Origin of the sequence: Pseudoalteromonas sp. TAE79 (assembly GCF_000498015.1) — a bacterium.
In the GTDB taxonomy this organism is placed as follows: domain Bacteria; phylum Pseudomonadota; class Gammaproteobacteria; order Enterobacterales; family Alteromonadaceae; genus Pseudoalteromonas.
In genome coordinates, this window is record NZ_AUTL01000097.1 from 26,420 (window position 1) to 45,245 (window position 18,826).

15 protein-coding genes and 3 pseudogenes are annotated in these 18,826 nt (G+C 40.5%); 12 read left to right on the forward strand and 6 right to left on the reverse strand.

The window, feature by feature from the left end:
* Positions 1–9: 9 nt before the first annotated feature.
* The 3 genes from L655_RS0105020 to bioB are packed head-to-tail and all read right to left on the reverse strand — an operon-like array spanning position 10 to position 3,150.
* Positions 10–951: a methyltransferase domain-containing protein gene (locus L655_RS0105020; RefSeq protein WP_024604306.1), complete on the reverse strand. Its 942-nt coding sequence runs from the start codon at positions 949–951 to the stop codon at positions 10–12.
* Positions 948–2,099 (reverse strand): 8-amino-7-oxononanoate synthase, encoded by a 1,152-nt coding sequence (locus tag L655_RS0105025; protein ID WP_024604307.1) that lies wholly within the window; start codon positions 2,097–2,099, stop codon positions 948–950. The genes L655_RS0105020 and L655_RS0105025 overlap by 4 nt, the downstream gene beginning before the upstream one ends.
* 10 nt (positions 2,100–2,109) lie before the next feature.
* Positions 2,110–3,150: a biotin synthase BioB gene (gene bioB, locus L655_RS0105030; protein WP_002961242.1), complete on the reverse strand. Its 1,041-nt coding sequence runs from the start codon at positions 3,148–3,150 to the stop codon at positions 2,110–2,112.
* 94 nt (positions 3,151–3,244) lie between these two features.
* Here bioB and bioA point away from each other — a divergent pair.
* The 6 genes and pseudogenes from bioA to L655_RS0105060 all read left to right on the forward strand — a co-directional run bounded on the left by bioA (position 3,245) and on the right by L655_RS0105060 (position 9,767).
* Positions 3,245–4,547: pseudogene (gene bioA / locus L655_RS01000000125110) on the forward strand (adenosylmethionine--8-amino-7-oxononanoate transaminase).
* A gap of 170 nt (positions 4,548–4,717) precedes the next feature.
* Positions 4,718–5,530: a hypothetical protein gene (locus L655_RS0105040; RefSeq protein WP_024604308.1), complete on the forward strand. Its 813-nt coding sequence runs from the start codon at positions 4,718–4,720 to the stop codon at positions 5,528–5,530.
* Positions 5,531–6,572: pseudogene (locus L655_RS01000000125115) on the forward strand (extracellular solute-binding protein).
* The gene (locus tag L655_RS0105050; RefSeq protein WP_024604309.1) at positions 6,572–8,071 is read left to right on the forward strand and encodes an iron ABC transporter permease; all 1,500 of its coding nucleotides are present in this window, start codon (positions 6,572–6,574) and stop codon (positions 8,069–8,071) included. Before L655_RS01000000125115 ends, L655_RS0105050 begins: the two are co-directional and overlap by 1 nt.
* A gap of 14 nt (positions 8,072–8,085) precedes the next feature.
* Positions 8,086–9,102: an ABC transporter ATP-binding protein gene (locus L655_RS0105055; RefSeq protein ID WP_024604310.1), complete on the forward strand. Its 1,017-nt coding sequence runs from the start codon at positions 8,086–8,088 to the stop codon at positions 9,100–9,102.
* A 35-nt stretch (positions 9,103–9,137) separates the two neighbouring features.
* On the forward strand, positions 9,138–9,767 hold the full coding sequence (locus L655_RS0105060; protein ID WP_024604311.1) for a Vat family streptogramin A O-acetyltransferase: 630 nt from the start codon (positions 9,138–9,140) through the stop codon (positions 9,765–9,767).
* 4 nt (positions 9,768–9,771) lie between these two features.
* Here the strand turns inward: L655_RS0105060 and L655_RS0105065 are convergent, their stop codons facing one another.
* A complete protein-coding gene (locus tag L655_RS0105065; RefSeq protein ID WP_002961231.1) occupies positions 9,772–10,206 on the reverse strand; it encodes an ATP-binding protein in 435 nt (144 codons plus the stop codon).
* A 297-nt stretch (positions 10,207–10,503) separates the two neighbouring features.
* Here L655_RS0105065 and asnS point away from each other — a divergent pair, with 297 nt between their 5' ends.
* Positions 10,504–11,901 (forward strand): asparagine--tRNA ligase, encoded by a 1,398-nt coding sequence (asnS, locus tag L655_RS0105070; RefSeq protein ID WP_024604312.1) that lies wholly within the window; start codon positions 10,504–10,506, stop codon positions 11,899–11,901.
* Between the two features lie 140 nt (positions 11,902–12,041).
* Here the strand turns inward: asnS and L655_RS01000000125120 are convergent.
* Together L655_RS01000000125120 and L655_RS0105080 are read right to left on the reverse strand one after the other, a co-directional pair.
* Positions 12,042–12,970 (reverse strand): annotated as a pseudogene (locus L655_RS01000000125120) (FAD-binding protein).
* Positions 12,971–13,720, reverse strand: a complete 750-nt coding sequence (locus tag L655_RS0105080; protein ID WP_024604313.1) for an electron transfer flavoprotein subunit beta/FixA family protein — start codon at positions 13,718–13,720, stop codon at positions 12,971–12,973.
* Positions 13,721–13,941: 221 nt separating this feature from the next.
* Between L655_RS0105080 and L655_RS0105085 the strand changes: the two genes are divergently transcribed.
* The 5 genes from L655_RS0105085 to proS all read left to right on the forward strand — a co-directional run.
* Positions 13,942–15,588: an electron transfer flavoprotein-ubiquinone oxidoreductase gene (locus tag L655_RS0105085; RefSeq protein WP_024604314.1), complete on the forward strand. Its 1,647-nt coding sequence runs from the start codon at positions 13,942–13,944 to the stop codon at positions 15,586–15,588.
* Positions 15,589–15,721: 133 nt separating this feature from the next.
* A complete protein-coding gene (locus L655_RS0105090; RefSeq protein WP_007586808.1) occupies positions 15,722–16,186 on the forward strand; it encodes an acyl-CoA thioesterase in 465 nt (154 codons plus the stop codon).
* Positions 16,187–16,444: 258 nt separating this feature from the next.
* Entirely contained in the window at positions 16,445–17,014 is a 570-nt protein-coding gene (locus L655_RS0105095) for an outer membrane beta-barrel protein (RefSeq protein WP_007586810.1), read from the forward strand.
* 411 nt (positions 17,015–17,425) lie between these two features.
* Positions 17,426–18,130, forward strand: a complete 705-nt coding sequence (gene tsaA, locus L655_RS0105100) for a tRNA (N6-threonylcarbamoyladenosine(37)-N6)-methyltransferase TrmO (RefSeq protein WP_007586811.1) — start codon at positions 17,426–17,428, stop codon at positions 18,128–18,130.
* An 89-nt stretch (positions 18,131–18,219) separates the two neighbouring features.
* On the forward strand, positions 18,220–18,826 hold a 607-nt coding region (gene proS, locus L655_RS0105105), incomplete at its 3' end, for a proline--tRNA ligase (RefSeq protein WP_024592596.1).

The window sequence follows — 18,826 nt, forward strand, 5'->3', positions numbered from 1 at the left end:
TTTTAAGTTTTAACTTAAGCAATTAATCGCTTTTTTGTAATGGCTTTTTTCTAATGATAACAGCACCACATGATAAGACACACATGCTTTATTATTTATAAGCGGATACGCACTGCATACTTTTTGTAGCGCCGATTTGGTAAGTAACCCTTGGCGCGTATTGGTATGATTTTGCGTGGTAGCGCCAATAGCCTTAATTGAAGCAATAGCTTTTAAAGGTGTTGTGTATTCATCGGTGTAAATACGTTTTTTAGCACTATTAATAGTAAAGCCTGCACTTTGGACTGATTGGTTTATATACAGTTCACCATTAAAGGTATTTATGTGGCTGTTAGAATCAAGCGCGGCAAAGGCTGTTTTTATTTCGTTAAGTGAGCCCTCTACCACAGTGCTTATGTACGCCTGCCCGCCTGGTTTTAATATGCTGTAAAGCGATTGCATTAAAGCCGAAAAATTAGCAGACCACTGCACTGCAAAGTTACTGTAAATAACATCAACACTGTTTGCTTGCAGCGGTAAGTTATCCATATCGGCACATATTTTAGTTGTGGTTAAATCACTACTTTGCAGCATATTTAAACTTAAATCGATTGCCACAACGCTTGAAAACATGCTTTGTAATGTATGTGTATTAACAAGCGGACCTGCGCCTAAATCAACACAAAGCTTATTTTTATTAAAGCCTGGTTTTATAAGTGAAAATAAATCGCTTGCTGCGTGTTTTTGTACATTTGCATGGGTGTTATAACGCGCTGCCGCCTTTGAGAACTTACTTTGGGTGGACTTTTTAAGCTCCTTGCTTAGCTCTTTATTCAATTCGCTAATTAATTCTTTATTTAACTCTTCATTTAACTCTTCATTTAACTCTCTATTTAACTCGCTACTCACCAGGCACGGTTTTACTTTACGTGTTTGTATTAAATCTGTTTTTAATACCGGCTGAGCAGTCATGCTATTGCACCTACTAAATGCTTAACTAAGTGCGTTATGTCTTGCTCGGTATGTGCTGCGGTTAAAGTAATGCGTAAACGCGAGGTGTTATGTGCAACTGTGGGCGGCCTAATTGCAGTGAGCCATATTCCCTGCTGTTTAAGTTTATCTGCCGCTTGCAATGTTTGCTCAGCGCAGCCTAATACAATGGGTTGTATGGCTGTGTTTGAGTGCATTACAGCAATATTATGGGTTTTAGTGAGTTGCTTAAATAATGCAATATTGGCATTTAGCTTATCGCGTTTATCATTGGCTGTTTTTATGTTTTTAATACGCGCAAGAGTGTGACTTGCCATAAGCGGCGACATAGCGGTTGAATACGTGTAATCGCGATTAAATTGCAGCATGTAATCAATAAACTGTTTACTGCCTAATACACACGCGCCACTACTAGCCACTGCTTTACCAAAGGTAATGACTAATATATCTGGCAGCGTTTGAGTAATAAACGCTTCGCAACTGCCCAAACCAGTTTTACCTAATGCACCAAAACCGTGTGCGTCATCAATCATTAGCCATGCGTTATGCTGTTTTGCAAGTACGAGTAATTCTTTAAGAGGCGCGGTATCGCCATCCATCGAAAATACGCCTTCGCTTATAATTAGCTTGTTTTGCGCTTTTGATTTTTCGAGCCGTGAACGTAAATGATTCATGTCGTTGTGATTAAAACGCACTAATGCCGCGTTTGAGTGCATAGCACCGTCAATCAAGCTTGCATGATTTAACTTATCTTGAAAAATAGCGCTGTTTTGCGCAGCGGCTTTATCTTGAAACAACGCTTTAATTACGCTGCTATTAGCGCTAAACCCTGAGTTAAATAGCATTGCTGCGCCATAACCAAATTGCTCACATAAGTATTGTTCAAGCGCTTTTTGCTGGGCCTGATAACCCGTAACCAATGCTGAGCTGTGACTCCCTAATGCGTGGGAGTCATTAAGATTAACAGCCACATCACCAAAGCCTAAGTAGTCGTTACTGGCAAAGTTAAGGTAGGTTTTATTATTAACCGTTATGGTGCGCGCTGTAGCGTGATGTACTACGTGGCGTTTACGAAGTAACGCACCTTGCTGGCGAGCCTGCAGATGCGTATTTATAAAATCAAAAGGCATTGATATAAGCCTACGCTTCGTAAAACAATTCAGAGGTTGCTTTGTCGGCTACTTGCGATGAAAGCGAGGCTTCAACTGCTTCGTCTGAATAGTCGTGACGTTTTTCTGGGTTCATACCTAATTTTTTAATTAGGTTCATATCGGCATCAGCGTCTGGGTTTTCGGTGGTAAGGAGTTTATCACCATAAAATATTGAGTTAGCGCCTGCAAAAAAGCACATCGATTGCATTTGCTCGTTCATGGCGTTACGCCCTGCCGATAAACGTACATAACTGTGTGGCATCATAATGCGCGCTGTTGCTATGGTACGTATAAATTCAAAGTGATCTAAATCGTCTACGTTTTCAAGCGGAGTGCCTTTAACTTTAACGAGCATATTAATAGGCACACTTTCTGGCTGTTGTGGCAAATTAGCTAGTTGCATAAGTAGTCCAAAACGGTCGCTTGCTTGCTCACCCATACCGACTATTCCGCCTGAGCATACTTTCATACCGGCATCGCGTACGTGGTCAATGGTATTTAATCTATCTTGAAAAGTACGGGTTGATATAATTTGCTCGTAATACTCAGGTGACGTGTCAAGGTTATGATTGTAGTAATCAAGCCCTGCGTCTCTAAGCTCATGGGCTTTTTCGTTTGTGAGTTTACCTAGCGTCATACAGGTTTCTAACCCTAGCTCTTTTACTTCTTTAACCATTTGCGAAATGTATGGCATGTCTCTGTCTTTTGGATCTGACCATGCAGCCCCCATACAAAAACGGGTAGCGCCTTTTTGTTTTGCAAGGCGTGCTTGCTCTACTACTTTTTCTACTTCTATTAAGCGTTCGCGTTCTAAATCTGTTCGGTAATGCCCCGACTGCGGACAGTACTTACAGTCTTCTGGGCAAGCGCCTGTTTTAATTGATAACAACGTAGAAATTTGCACTTCATTTGGGTTGAAGTTAGCACGGTGAACCGATGCGGCTTTAAAAAGTAAATCGTTAAATGGCATTTCAAATAATGCTTTAACTTCAGCGTGGGTCCAATCGTGACGAACAGGTGCAAGTTCCATAATACTCTCTTATTTTTTTCATAACGGTGATATTGGCTTAGTCTACGAGTTGAAGTACCATTGTCAACGAAGCCCACCAAGTTAAAGTTTACATATGATTAAAAAGAATACGATTGACCTTGGTTTTGATCGTGAGCACATTTGGCATCCATATACGTCTATGACCAAGCCAATTCCGGTATACCCCGTTACACATGCTAATCACAATATTATTCACCTCGAAACTGGCGAGCAATTAATCGATGGCATGGCCTCGTGGTGGAGCGCAATACATGGCTATAACAACCCTGTTATAAATAACGCCATGATTGAGCAAATTAATAATATGAGCCACATTATGTTTGGCGGTATTACGCATAACAGCGCGGTAGAGCTGTGCAAAAAAATAGTAAATATAACGCCGCCTAGTTTAACTAAAGTGTTTTTAGCCGACAGCGGATCGGTAAGTGTTGAAGTAGCAATAAAAATGGCGCTGCAATATTGGTTAAGCCAAGGCATTACAACAAAACAAAAATTAATGACACCTTACAAGGGCTACCATGGCGACACCTTTGCAGCCATGAGCGTATGCGACCCAGTTAACTCAATGCATAGTTTGTATTCAGGATTTTTACCTGAACACGTATTTGTGCCTGCACCGGTTAGTCAATTTGGGAGCGAGTTTAACCAAACTGAAGCCCAAGAGCTTGAAGAATACTTTAAAGCAAACCACAGCCAAGTAGCCGCCTTTATCATTGAGCCAATAGTACAAAACGCGGGGGGTATGAACTTTTATCACCCTGATTATTTAGCCTGCGTACGTAAATTATGCACCCAATATAACGTACTGTTAATTTGCGACGAAATTGCCACAGGCTTTGGCCGTACAGGTAAATTATTTGCTGTAGAGCACGCCAATATAGAGCCCGATATAATGTGTATTGGTAAAGCATTAACCGGCGGCTCAATGACGCTATCGGCCACTATAACAANGTGATAAAATAGCCATTGGCATAAGCGAAGGTGAAGCCGGTGTTTTAATGCACGGCCCTACGTTTATGGGTAACCCGCTTGCCTGTGCAGCGGCCTGCGCAAGTATTGATTTATTACTTGAGAAAAACTGGCAACAACGAATAAAGCAGCTAAACACCCAGCTACAACAACTTAATAAATGCAGTGAACTAAATGCGGTTGCCAATGTGCGTACCTTAGGAGCAATAGGCGTTGTTGAATTGAACGAGGCTGCGGGCAATGTTGATGTTGCTAAAATTCAGGCTTATTTTGTAGAGCAAGGTGTATGGATACGCCCATTCGGTAAACTAATTTACCTTATGCCACCGTATATAAGTGACGACACAAGTATAAAAACACTGTGTGATGCCATTTATAATGCCATTAAAGGCAAACATTACGCTTAATAGTCGGTCTCAATAACTAATCCTAATACAGGTTATAGCGCTATTTGCTGTAACCTACCGCTACATTTAGTGTTTTTATCTATTAAGCGAGTTTGTAGTTATTGATCTCGTTAACCATTAGCTATATGATAATGTCTATCATTTACAATTACCTTTTGGACTTCTTTGCTATGAAATTACTATTTAAACCAGCCAAAACTTTAGGTGCAAGCCTTTTACTAGCCTCGGCGTTTATGGCTCAACCAGTATTAGCTAACGGCCCTATTGGCGAGCATGTTAATCATCTTCAAGCTAACCTTAAAAGTTACGCAGAAGAAGTAGAATGGATGGTAGGCAAAGTTGATACCATGGTAAGCGACTACGATACTAAAGGCGCAAAAGCTGTAAAAACTGATGATTTAATTGAATATTGGGAATCAGTTAAGTTTCACAGTGCAATAGAAACTAACTTTGTACCAGTATACGCTTCTATTTGGCAGGGTCTTTATGGCGTAAAAATGGCCATTGATAATAAAGAGCCTGCTGAGGAAGTTCGTAAACAGCAAAAAGCGATGAACATAGCCTTGTGGCAAGGCCTTGGGGCTGTTAAGCTTGCTGCAAAATTCCAGCAAAAAGGCTTGTTAGACACAGTAAAAGCAACCGCTACAACTCAAATGACACAAAGTGCCACAATTGATGAAATTAAGCACAAATTAGACCGTGTAGTAGCTAAATTTGCTGAGCGTTTACGAGACGAAGCAACTGAAATTGTTCACGATACTTATCTGCACCTGTTTGAAGGCGTTGAAGGAACTCTTATTGAACAAGATGCAAAACTAGTTGAAGTGCTGGAAAAAGACTTTAACGTAACACTGCCACAAGCCATTACAAACAGCAAAAGCGTAGACGAAGTACGCGATGTGATCAGTGATATGCAAACAAAATTAGACCGCGCTAAGGTTTTAATAGAAAAAGCCGAAAAAGCACGTAAGGATGTATTTTAAGTGAAGCGTAGGACCTTTATTCAAGGCCTAGCCGCGTTAGGGGTGGTTGGCTCATTGCCACTGCCTCTTTCTCGTGCGCTAGCCGCTGATATAGCAAACCCTGTTTCTGTTGACGATTTACCAAAGCTTAAAGGCGAGTTAACGCTTTATTTAGGCCGAGGCGAAGGTGGTTTGTATGAAAACGTATTACAAGCAATCCAGAAAAAAAATCCAGACTTTAAACTCGGTATACGCCGAGGTCCTACTGCTGCTTTAGCAAATACCATTGTTGCAGAAGCTAAAGCTGGCGTTCGCCGCGCTGATTTATTTTGGGCAGTTGATTCAGGCGCAATTGGTTTAGTAACCGATGCTGGCCTTGCACAACCTATCCCAGGTGATTTATCTGCTCAGTTACAACCACAATTTAGATATAAAGAGTGGGCACCTGTAACTGGCCGTATTCGTACATTGCCATATAACACGTCGCGTTTGACTAAAGATCAAATTCCAACAAGTATTATGGAAATTGCCGACAGCGATTTAAGTATTGGCTGGGCGNCCCGCCTACGCTTCTTTTCAATCGTTTGTAACCGCAATGCGAATCTTAGAAGGCGATGACAAAACCGCTAAGTGGCTTAAAAAGATTCAAAAACGTGCTAAAACATACGCCGGCGAGCTAGGTGTTGTTATGGGCGTTGAACGCGGTGAAGTTGATATTGGTTTTGCTAATCACTATTACACTTTGCGTTTAAAATCAGGTAAACCTAATGCCAAGCTAGATTTAGCATTTACACAAAATGATGCGGGCTGTTTAGTTAATGCATCGGGTGTATTAGCGCTTAACGACGATCCGCTTGCAACTAACTTTATGCGTTACTTACTAAGTAAAGAAGTACAAGGTTACTTAGCCAGTGAAGCGTACGAAATTCCGTTAGTAAATGGTATTACCCAACCTGAGGGTTTACCGTCACTTGCTAATATTTCTCCACCTAAAGTAGATTTAACACAGCTAGCTGATTTACGCCCTACTATAGATTTGATGCGAAGCAGCGGCGTATTGTAATGAAAATACCTGCCTCTTATCCAATGGCGCTGCTTGCAGCGCTTGTTGCGCTTACCCCTGTTTATGTATTAATTGTGCTTGCAAGCGATGCGAGCTCAGTGTTTGACACCCACAACCTGCAAATTTTAGGTAACACCTTATCGTTAATGGGTTTAACGGTACTTGGGTCTATTTTAATTGGTGTGCCACTGGCGTTTATTAGCGCGTATGTGCATTTACCATTTAAAAAGCTCTGGCTGGTTGTATTTGCAGCCCCACTGGCAATTCCCAGTTATATTGGCGCATTTACACTTTATGCTGCTTTTGGCCCCGGTGGCGAAATAAACACCTTAACAGGAATAGAAACACCATCAATGTATGGCCTAACAGGTGCCGCCATTGTAATGACACTTTATACCTTCCCGTTTGTAATGATGACAACTCGCTCATCCCTACTGAGCCTTGACGCAAGCATGGTTAATGCCGCACGAACGCTGGGCATGTCGATGACGCAAAGTATATTTAAAGTTATATTACCGCGCGTAGTTAACGGTATTGCAGCAGGCTCATTGTTAGTCGCGCTTTATACGTTATCAGACTTTGGCACGCCGGCAATGATGCGCTTAGATACCTTTACCCGCGTAATTTATGTTGAATACAACGCCTTTGCGTTAGGACGCGCTGCAATGCTTTCACTTCAGCTGATGGTTATTGTCGGTTTTTTACTTTTAGTTGAATCACAAATAAAAACAGCGCCTGAGCGCCATGGTCGCCCGTTAATTTTATTTCCAAGTAAAGTACAACTAAGTGCCATGTTTGTTACGTTTATACCTGTTTTACTGCTTGCTATTGGCTTGCCTTTGGCTATATTTTCGCTTTGGTTAGCTCGCGATGGTTTTAGCTCATTTGATTTTAATATTGCATGGAACTCTACGTATGCATCGGGTATTGCGGCAATTGTAGCCGTTATCGTTGCGATCCCTGTTGCACATGCTGCACTGAGTGGAAAAGCGGGTCGTATAATGGAGCGTGTTACTTACTTTGGTTTTGGTATTCCGGGTATAGTAATGGGCACAGCGCTTGTTTACGGTGGTTTGCAGTTGCCGTTTTTATATCAAACACTGGGATTGCTTATTATTGCTTATATGCTGCGATTTTTACCACTTGCTGTAGGCTCTGTTAGAACAAGCACCGAACACTTAGATCCAAGCTTAGTGAAGTCTGCGCGCGTATTAGGGGCAAGCCCACGTGAAGTATTTACTCGCATAACACTGCCTTTAACTATGCGCGGTATTATTGCCGGTGCAGCACTGGTGTTTTTAGAGTCAATGCGCGAACTAGAAGCCACGCTACTACTTGGCCCAACAGGGTTTGAAACCCTCTCTACATATTTATGGCGTGTATACGAAGCGGGCTATTTTGGTCGCGCCGCTATTCCTGGATTATTGTTAGTAGTGATATCTGCCTGCGGGTTAGCTATTATGATGTCTGGCGAAAAACGCAACCAGTTTGAACATTAAGGATTTAAGAAACAATGCTATCTGTAAGTCAGTTGTCTATAGATTATGGCAGTAACCGCGTAGTAAGCGATTTAAACTTTTCGCTGGGTGAAAACGAAATCCTTATGCTTGTAGGGCCAACAGGTTGTGGTAAAAGTACAATTTTACAAGCCCTTGCTGGCCTTATACCTATTAGCGAAGGCGAAATAAACACAGGTAAATGGCGCGCTACACCCAAATTAACAATACCTCCTGAAAAACGCAGTGTAGGCATGGTATTTCAAGATTTTGCGTTATTTCCGCACTTAACCGTACAGCAAAACATTTGCTTTAGATTAAAAGATACAGCCCCTGCTGAGTATTGGATAAACCTACTTGGGTTGAGCGATTTTAGAGACAAAAAACCAGCAACGCTTTCTGGCGGACAAAAGCAGCGCGTTGCACTTGCGCGTACCCTTGCCCACCAACCTGACTTTGTATTACTTGATGAGCCGCTTTCAAACTTAGATGCCGCTCTTAAAGACATGCTTCGTTGGGATATTAGAAACGCACTTAAAGCCGCTGGCGTACCGGCGATTTGGGTAACACACGACCAAGAAGAAGCACTCTCAGTTGGCGATCGTGTTGGTGTGCTAAAAGGCGGCAAAATTCAGCAAATTGACACGCCAGAGCGCTGCTTTAGCACGCCAAATAATCGCTTTGTGGCACGCTTTTTAGGTGAAGCCAGCTTTATTAGCGGCCAATTTAGCCAAGGACAAGCCACTACCTCAATTGGTAATGCGCCCGCTCATGGCGTTGACTGTGAAAGTGGCGACGTTGATGTACTACTTCGACCAGACGATGTGTTACTTGTACAAAGCAGTGTTGGCAATAACGGCGAAGTAATTTGGGTACGCTTTGAAGGTGGCAGCCGCTTGTGCGCTGTAAAACTTGCGTGCTCTACGGTTGTAACTAGCCGAGTAAGCCATGAAGTTGTGGTAAACCCAGGCGACGAAGTGCATGTATCACTAAGTACCTCGCACCCATTAGCGGTTTATAAATCTATAGATTAATATCTATACCTAACTCAAAATTAAGAGGAAACCCCATGAACGGACCAAACCCCAATAATCCTTCACCAATGGAAGGTTTTCCTCAAGTAGGTTTTTTAAAAAACTATATTACTTCTATCAATATTGAAGTAGGCGATTATACATATTATGACGATCCTGATGGCCCTGAGAATTTTGAAAAAAATGTGCTTTACCATTTCGATTTTATTGGGGATCGTCTGATCATAGGTAAGTTTTGTGCGATAGCTAAAGACGTTACTTTTATAATGAATGGCGCTAACCATCAAACTTCTGGATTTTCTACTTATCCATTTTTTATATTTGGTAATGGCTGGGAAAAATTTGTACCAAAATCAAATGATTTACCCTTTAAAGGCAATACAGAAATTGGTCATGATGTTTGGATTGGTTATAACGCTACAATTATGCCCGGGGTAAAAATTGGCAGCGGCGCTATTATTGCCAGTAAATCAGTTGTTACCTGCGATGTACCTGCTTATAGCGTTGTAGGTGGAAATCCCGCTAAAGTGATAAAAACCAGATTTGACGATAAAACAATTAATACGCTGCTAGATATAGCTTGGTGGGATTGGAGCAATGAAAAAATCACTGCTCATTTAGATGCCATTACACAATGCGATATAAAAGCCTTATCTAATCTCTAAGTGATTACCACTCAAACATGTAGGCCATTTTACTTATAGTTTTTAGCGGCACATTATGTGAGTTTCGTTTAGCGTATAGGTGCTGCATAGCTTTGTCTTTTACTTCACCCACTATCACTTCTTTTACTTGATAACCTAAAGCAACGGCAGCTTGAGAGTAAGCTATAAATTCCCACTTTTTAATATTGGTGTTATCTACAATCACCAATGGAATGCCTTGAGCAAGTGCATTTATAAAGCGCGCCAAATTTAAATTATGAAATTGTGGTAACTTAAATTTATCGAAATGATATTCGCCCTGCTCATTATTAAAGTAATCATCAGTTGAGCAAATTAGATACTGACTTTCGTCGGCTCCACCTAATTCGTCAGCAAGGCTTTGCGCGTAGTAAGACTTACCACTTCCTGGTAGTCCTCGTAAAATAAAAACTTGTTTCATAGCATCGATTTTTTAAGGGTGAATAAATATTAATTTAGTTTGGACTTTAATAATGCCACAAAATCATTAAATTTCAGAGCAACAAATCATAATAGTGGCAATTAAACTCTAAAAACTGTTTAAAAATAAACCGCATGCATAAAAACTTTTAAAGAGTTGCCCACAATAGTTTTTTTATTTAACTTTACTAGGTAAGATACAGGGTTCAAGTGCAGCGCCGTTTATGTGCAATTTATGCCCGCGTGTTGCGCACAGTTAAAATAAAATAGTTAGGCAACTTATATCATTGGAGTGAAGATGAGCCATTTAGCGATTTCAGAGCTATTAAAAGGCAATGTTGCGGTAGACAGCCAAGTAACAATTAAAGGCTGGATCCGTACTCGCCGCGATTCAAAAGCAGGAATTTCATTTTTAGCCGTTCATGACGGTTCGTGTTTTGATCCTATTCAAGCGGTAGTTCCTAATTCACTGAATAATTATGATGAAGTTACTAGCTTAACAGCCGGTTGTTCTGTGTCGGTTACTGGTGTTTTAGTTCAATCTGCTGGCCAAGGTCAATCTTACGAAATTCAAGCTAACTCAGTGAATGTGTTAGGTTGGGTAGAAAACCCAGATTCATACCCAATGTCGGCAAAGCGCCACAGCATTGAGTACTTACGTGAGCACGCTCACCTTCGCCCTCGTACAAATATGATTGGCGCGGTAACTCGTGTACGCAACTGTTTAGCACAAGCTATTCACCGTTTTTACCACGAGCAAGGCTTTTACTGGATCAGCACGCCAATCATTACGGCAAGTGACTGTGAAGGCGCGGGTGAGATGTTCCGTGTATCAACGCTAGATATGCAAAACTTACCACTTACAGATAAAGGCGATGTTGATTACAGCGAAGATTTCTTCGGTAAAGAAGCATTCCTTACTGTATCTGGCCAGTTAAATGGCGAAACTTACGCGTCTGCAATGTCAAAAATTTATACATTTGGCCCTACATTCCGCGCAGAGAATTCAAATACATCTCGCCACCTTGCAGAATTTTGGATGGTAGAACCTGAAGTAGCGTTTGCTGATTTAGAAGACATAGCAAAACTTGCTGAAAACATGCTTAAGTATGTGTTTAAAGCCGTACTTGAAGAGCGCCGTGATGATATGGAATTTTTTGCACAACGTGTAGAAAAAACCGCAATTACACGTTTAGAAGAATTTGTAGACAAAGACTTTGCACAAGTTGATTACACAGACGCTGTAGAAATCCTTAAAAATTGTGGTAAAAAGTTTGAGTACGCAGTTGAATGGGGTGTAGATTTACAGTCTGAGCACGAGCGTTACCTCGCAGAAGAGCACTTTAAAGCACCGGTAGTTATTAAAAACTACCCTCGTGACATTAAAGCATTCTACATGCGCCAAAACGAAGACGGTAAAACCGTTGCCGCAATGGACGTAGTAGCGCCTGGTATTGGCGAGATCATTGGTGGTTCACAACGTGAAGAACGCCTTGATGTGCTTGATGCGCGTTTAGAAGAAATGGGCTTAAACAAAGAAGATTACAGCTGGTACCGCGATTTACGTAAATACGGTAGCGTGCCGCACTCAGGCTTTGGTTTAGGCTTTGAACGCTTAGTTGCTTATGTAACAGGTATGGGCAACGTACGTGACGTTATTGCCTTCCCTCGTACTAAAGGCAGCGCAACTTACTAATACTAAGTTAGCCGTTTATAAATACTAAAAACCAGCCAATTGGCTGGTTTTTTTGTGTCTTTAATTTACCGAATAAAAAAGCCGCAGCACTCAAAGAGCACCACGGCTTTCAACCAGAATAAATTTTGCTTAATTAAGCGCTATAAAGCACTCTCTAACTGTGGCAGTACTTCAAACAAATCAGCCACTAAACCGTAATCTGCAACTTGAAAAATAGGTGCGTCAGGGTCTTTATTAATCGCGACGATTACTTTTGAGTCTTTCATACCGGCTAAATGCTGAATAGCACCGCTAATACCTACTGCAATGTATAAATTAGGTGCTACAATTTTACCTGTTTGCCCAACTTGCATGTCGTTAGGTACAAAGCCTGCATCAACCGCTGCGCGCGACGCACCAATCGCAGCACCGAGTTTATCGGCAATACCATTAAGTAGTGCAAAGTTTTCACCGTTTTGCATACCGCGACCACCCGATATAACGACAGTGGCAGNGCCGTAAGTTCAGGGCGTTCAGACTCGGTTTGTTCAACACTTACAAAGCTACTTAATTGCGAATCAGACACTGTATCAATGCTTGTTATAGCAGCAGCTGATTGCTCACCTTGTAAATCAAAGCTACTGGCACGTACGGTAATTACTTTTTTACTGTCGAGTGATTTAACCGTGGCGATTGCATTACCTGCATAAATTGGACGTTTAAATGTATCTGCGTCCACTACTGCGATAATTTCAGAAATTTGCGCAACATCTAATAACGCAGCAATTCGTGGCATAAAGTTTTTGCCTGTTGTCGTTGCACTTGCAACAATGTGGCTGTACGTGTCGCTAAGCGATAAAACTAAATCGGTCATGCTCTCAGCTAACTGATGTTCATAAACGCTATTATCGGCAACTAAAACATTAGCTACGCCATCAATGCTGGCCACTTGTGAGCTCATTGCGCTTAGGCTATTCCCTGCAATAAGTACATCAACAGGAAAACCCATTTTTACTGCAGCGTTAATAGTTTTTGAAGTTTCTGGTTTTAAGGCACCGTTGTCGTGCTCTGCAATTACGAGTGTTTTCATTTAAATCACCTTTGCCTCTGTTTTTAATTTTTCTACAAGCTGTGCAACGTCTTCAACAATAATTCCTGCGGTACGTTTAGCTGGCTCTTCTACACTTATTAATTGAATACGCGGTGTTAAATCAACACCAAGCGAATCAGCTGCTATTACTTCAAGCGGCTTACGTTTGGCTTTCATAATATTTGGCAGTGATGCGTAACGAGGCTCGTTTAAGCGTAAATCAGTTGTAACAACCGCCGGTAAATTAAGTGCTACCGTTTGCAGGCCCCCATCAACTTCGCGGGTCACGTTTACTTTGCCATTTTCAATAACAACCTTGGATGCAAATGTACCTTGGCCACGTTTAGTTAAAGCCGCTAGCATTTGACCTGTCTGGTTATTATCTGAATCGATTGACTGTTTACCTAAAATGACAAGTTCAGGCGTTTCTTGCTCTACAATTTTAGCGAGTAGTTTTGCAATATGAAGTGACTCGAGCTTTTCATCGGTTTCGATGTGAATGGCTTTGTCAGCGCCCAATGCTAATGCTGTGCGTAATTGTTCTTGTGATGCTTTTGGACCAATAGTTACGGCAACCACTTCAGTGGCGGTACCGGCTTCTTTAAGGCGAATTGCTTCTTCTATAGCAATCTCACAAAACGGGTTCATTGCCATTTTAACGTTGGTTAAATCAACGTCGCTGTTATCACTTTTAACGCGTGCTTTTACGTTGTAATCAATCACTCTTTTTATTGGTACGAGAACTTTCATAGGAACTCCATAATTATTTAAACCTACAAGGTAACGTGCACGTCAACCTATTTATTTTATGAAATTAGACTACTTCCTGTTGACGTAAACGTCAACCTAAAATAACCTTTAACTATTCACAGTCTGTAACGTTTAATTTGCAAGGTTATAAATAGGCTGTACACCTTATTTAAATGCGTAGTAAACATTCAAATAAGTCCGTCATAGATAAAGAGGTTATTATGGTCGAACGTGAAACCATGGAATTTGATGTAGTAATTGTTGGTGCAGGCCCTGCTGGGCTTTCAAGTGCAATTAAACTCGCGCAATTAGCACAAGAAAAACAACAAGAGTGCATGATTTGCGTAGTCGAAAAAGGTTCTGAAGTAGGTGCACATGTACTCTCTGGTGCTGTTTTTGAAACCAGAGCTTTGGATGAACTACTACCCAATTGGCAAGAGCTTGGCGCACCGGTTACAACCAAAGTAACTAATGATGAAATTTATTGGTTTAATAACGAGCAAAAAGCGACACCAATCCCCCACTTTGCTACGCCTAAAACATTCCATAATGATGGTAACTACATTGTGTCTATGGGTAATGTATGTCGATGGCTTGCAGAGCAAGCTGAAAACTTAGGCGTAGATATATTCCCAGGATTTAGTGCTCACTCTTTAATAATTGAAGATAAAGCAGTAAAAGGCATTATTACTGGCGATATGGGAGTCGACAAAGACGGTAATGAAAAAGACGGTTACATGCCAGGCATGGAGCTTCGTGCAAAATACACTATATTTGCAGAAGGCTGCCGAGGTCATTTAGGTAAGCAGCTAATTAATGAGTTTGCACTTGATGCAGATTCATCGCCACAACATTACGGTTTAGGCTTTAAAGAAATTTGGCAAATTGATGAAAGTAAGCATGAGCTTGGCAAAGTTGTTCATGGTACTGGTTGGCCACTTAGCGGCGATACTAATGGTGGTGCATTTATGTATCACACTGAAAACAATCAAGTTGTTGTTGGTTTAATTGTTGACTTAAATTACTCAAACCCACATTTAAGCCCGTTCGATGAGTTTCAGCGAATGAAGCACCATCCAGTATTTAAAAACGTACTTGAAGGCGCAGAACGCATTGCTTACGGTGCGCGTGCTATTGCTAAGGGCGGTTTACATTCATTACCAAAAATGCATTTTGCTGGTGGCTTAATTATAGGGTGCGATGCAGGCACACTTAATTTTGCAAAAATTAAAGGTAATCACACCGCAATGAAATCAGGAATGATTGCCGCTGAGGTTATTTTTGAAGCATTGCAAAATGAGTTGGCAAATACCGATTTAGCTAATTATCAAACTGCGTTTGAGCAATCGTGGGCATATAAAGAGTTATATCAATCTCGTAACTTTGGCCCTGCTATGCACAAATTAGGTAAGTTTGTAGGGGGTGCGTATAACACGCTTGATCAAAACATCTTTAATGGCGCTTTACCGTTTACGTTTAAAGATAATACGCCCGATCACTCTACCCTTGTAGATGCTAACGCCGCTGACAAAATAGCGTATCCAAAACCAGATGGGAAATTGAGCTTTGATAAACTTTCAAGTGTGTTTTTATCAAATACGAATCACGAAGAATCACAGCCTTGTCATTTAAAGCTCAAAGATCCGTCAATCCCTATTAACGTAAATCTATTGAAATTTGATGAGCCTGCACAGCGTTATTGCCCAGCAGGCGTTTACGAAGTGCAAGAAGTAGAAGGCAGTAAAGAGTTTGTTATAAACGCTCAAAACTGTGTGCATTGTAAAACCTGTGATATTAAAGACCCTAGTCAAAACATTACATGGGTAACACCTGAAGGCGCTGGTGGACCAAACTACCCGAATATGTAACTAAATTATGCGCTAGATACGTATTTAAGTACTATTTTTACATATAAATTATAAACATATCCTAAATTGCAGGGGCTTCGGCCCCTTTTTTACGTTATGCTAATAGTAGTTTTAATAAATATGAGTATTATCTATGCCGTCGTCAAAAGTTGTTTTTCGTTTTTTAGCAGAGCCTACCGATGTTAATTTTGGTGGTAAAGTTCATGGTGGGGCCGTCATGAAATGGATTGACCAAGCAGGCTATGCATGTGCTGCGGGTTGGAGTGGTCACTACTGCGTAACGGTTTCGGTTGCGGGTGTTAAATTTAGACGCCCAATTCTAGTAGGTCAAATAGTCGAAGTAGAAGCTAAAATTGCCCATACGGGTAGAAGTAGTATGCAAATATTTATACAAGTGCGTTGTGGCGATCCAAAAACACAAAATATGGTTGAAACAAATCATTGTGTTATCAGCTTTATCGCAATGGATGAAACGGGTTACCCTATAGAAGTGCCTTCGTTTAAAGCTGTAACAGAAGAAGATATTAAATTAGAAAATTACGCTATAAAAATGAAAGAAATAGCAATTGAAACAGAAAACTTGCTTCATACAGTGTAATTACTAGTTTAAATAATTCAGGCTATGTAAAAAACTCATTATACTTTGTAAAACATACAACTTATTTTAAAGTACTCAATTACACAAAAGTTCACTTTGATTATAAAACACGCTAAACACCGTAAAAACCAATACAAAAGAATTAATTAAGGCGTGTTTTTAATTCATTTTAATATTGGCACGCTCGCTGCAAGTAGATAATTGAAGTTTGATTAATGAAATCAAGCATTTGATTATTTTTTGTAAAGGAGCTATTCAATGATTAAAACACTTTCTCTTTCAGCTATTGCACTAGCAACACTGGGTTTTAACTCTGCAGCACACGCTGACATTTCTGATTTCGATTCTCCACGTATTTATACTGGTATCGGTTACGGTCAATATTCTTTTGAATTTGAAGACAGTGACAACGACACTGACTTTGACGACGATGCTCAAATGCTTAAGGGTTACGTTGGTGCACAATTTAACGAGTACTTAAGCTTAGAGCTTGCTTATCAAAACTTTGATGAAGTAAGTGATATAGACAGCAAAGCTGAAATTGATGGCGTATCCCTTGCCGCACGTTTGGGCTACCCTATAACAGAAAGCTTTTCTGTGTATGCAAAAGGCGGTTGGCTTGAATGGGATGCAGATTACACACAAGATTTACCAGTAGGTGGCGTATCAGCGTCTACAGATGGTGGTGATGCATTTTACGGCGCTGGTATTGAATACGCGCTTACAACAAATGTACAGTTTCGTTTAGAGTACGAACGCTATAAACTTGATGACGATATTGACCCAGATATGGATGTAGCGTCTGTATCAGTTCAATACATGTTTTAATTAGTTTTTAGTATGTATAAAAGGTAAGCCTTAGGGCTTACCTTTTTTGTTTTAGGCTCTTTTTAAATATATTAATATAAACCAATCAGTCCAATAAATAACTTTAAACCGTATAGTTTATAATGCCAATTGCATTAAATAAGCGTTCTATTATAACACTAAGAAAATAGCGCAATAACAAGGCAAATATAATTTATAGTTGTTATCACAAATTGCTCCCTGCATTGCTCTACCTCCTGCATCCATACAGTCAACTATGAATAATTCTTAACAAAGTAAGTGCGCTATTTAATGCGGTAGAATAATCATATTTTTAATAAAATTGGTATACGCAATAAACTTGCTTACATTAATGCCATAAATGTTAAATGCGGGTAGAATAGCGCTCTATTTTATTTGTACCCGAGTACTATGAGCGATTATACCATTTCGGCTATTGGCCACATTCAATCTCCTTATAAACAAAAGTTTGCTATACCTAGGCAACCACGTTTAGTGCCACAAGCTAAAGCAAAGCTTATATTTGCCCCCGATTTTAATCGCGAAGAGTTTGTACGTGGTTTAGATGAATTTACTCATATATGGTTGTTATTTCGTTTTCATGAAACAGCCGATAAAGGTTATTCTGCCATGGTGCGCCCGCCTCGTTTGGGTGGCAATGAGCGAAAAGGTGTATTTGCGACCCGTGCTACATTCAGACCAAACGCAATTGGAATGAGCGCCGTAAAACTTGAAGGTATTGAATATAAAAACGGACAACTTAGCTTATTACTCGCTGGCATTGATTTACTTGATGGCACACCGATTATTGACATAAAACCGTATTTGCCGTATTCAGACTCTATGCCGGATGCAAGTGCTGGCTTTGCTGACACGCGCCCAGAAACACAAATGACGGTTGAATTTAGCCCTCAAGCAATTGAGTTTGTTAATGCGCAAACACAATACCCAGATTTACATGATTTTATTGCCAATGTTTTAAAACAAGATCCCCGCCCTGCATATAAAAAACAAAAAGACGGCGAGCAGAGCTATGGTATGACTTTGTATAATTATAATATTCGCTGGCAAGTCAATGGCGAGCATAACGTAGTAACAAGCATAGAAAAAAACTAAATAACTCAGTTAGCGCTTTAGTGTAAAAGCATCCGCTGGTAAACTTAAGCTCTATTAAAAGAATATAATTACTCTATTTCGGAAAAAACATGCGTACAAGCCAATATATACTCGCAACACTTAAAGAAACGCCATCAGATGCTGAAATCGTGTCGCATCAGTTAATGCTTAGAGCCGGTATGATCCGTCGCGTCGCTTCGGGTTTATACACTTGGTTACCCTCTGGTTTACGCGTGCTACGTAAAGTAGAAAACATTGTACGTGAAGAGATGGACAAAGCGGGTGCAATTGAAATGCTAATGCCTGTTATTCAACCTGCTGATTTGTGGGAAGAGTCTGGCCGTTGGAATGAATTTGGTCCTGAGCTTATGCGCTTTACAGACCGTCATAACCGTACATTTGCACTTGGCCCAACACACGAAGAAGTAATAACTGATTTCGTACGTAAAGAAATAAGCAGCTACAAGCAGTTACCAGTTACTTTATATCAAGTACAAACTAAAGTACGCGACGAACGTCGTCCTCGTTTTGGTGTAATGCGTGCTCGTGAATTTACAATGAAAGATGCCTACTCTTTTCACTTAAGTGAAGAGTGTTTAGATGCGACTTATCAAGCGATGCACAAAGCATATTGTAATATTTTTGAGCGTTTAGGCCTTGATTACCGCCCTGTTATAGCCGATACAGGCTCTATTG

Coding starts and splice junctions, on each gene's coding strand:
- L655_RS0105020 (WP_024604306.1), bottom strand. CDS start 951: ATGACTGCTCAGCCGGTATTAAAAACAGATTTAATACAAACACGTAAA.
- L655_RS0105060 (WP_024604311.1), top strand. CDS start 9,138: ATGAACGGACCAAACCCCAATAATCCTTCACCAATGGAAGGTTTTCCT.
- tsaA (WP_007586811.1), top strand. CDS start 17,426: ATGAGCGATTATACCATTTCGGCTATTGGCCACATTCAATCTCCTTAT.
- L655_RS0105095 (WP_007586810.1), top strand. CDS start 16,445: ATGATTAAAACACTTTCTCTTTCAGCTATTGCACTAGCAACACTGGGT.
- asnS (WP_024604312.1), top strand. CDS start 10,504: ATGAGCCATTTAGCGATTTCAGAGCTATTAAAAGGCAATGTTGCGGTA.
- L655_RS0105065 (WP_002961231.1), bottom strand. CDS start 10,206: ATGAAACAAGTTTTTATTTTACGAGGACTACCAGGAAGTGGTAAGTCT.
- L655_RS0105040 (WP_024604308.1), top strand. CDS start 4,718: ATGAAATTACTATTTAAACCAGCCAAAACTTTAGGTGCAAGCCTTTTA.
- bioB (WP_002961242.1), bottom strand. CDS start 3,150: ATGGAACTTGCACCTGTTCGTCACGATTGGACCCACGCTGAAGTTAAA.
- L655_RS0105050 (WP_024604309.1), top strand. CDS start 6,572: ATGAAAATACCTGCCTCTTATCCAATGGCGCTGCTTGCAGCGCTTGTT.
- L655_RS0105085 (WP_024604314.1), top strand. CDS start 13,942: ATGGTCGAACGTGAAACCATGGAATTTGATGTAGTAATTGTTGGTGCA.
- L655_RS0105055 (WP_024604310.1), top strand. CDS start 8,086: ATGCTATCTGTAAGTCAGTTGTCTATAGATTATGGCAGTAACCGCGTA.
- L655_RS0105025 (WP_024604307.1), bottom strand. CDS start 2,099: ATGCCTTTTGATTTTATAAATACGCATCTGCAGGCTCGCCAGCAAGGT.
- L655_RS0105080 (WP_024604313.1), bottom strand. CDS start 13,720: ATGAAAGTTCTCGTACCAATAAAAAGAGTGATTGATTACAACGTAAAA.
- L655_RS0105090 (WP_007586808.1), top strand. CDS start 15,722: ATGCCGTCGTCAAAAGTTGTTTTTCGTTTTTTAGCAGAGCCTACCGAT.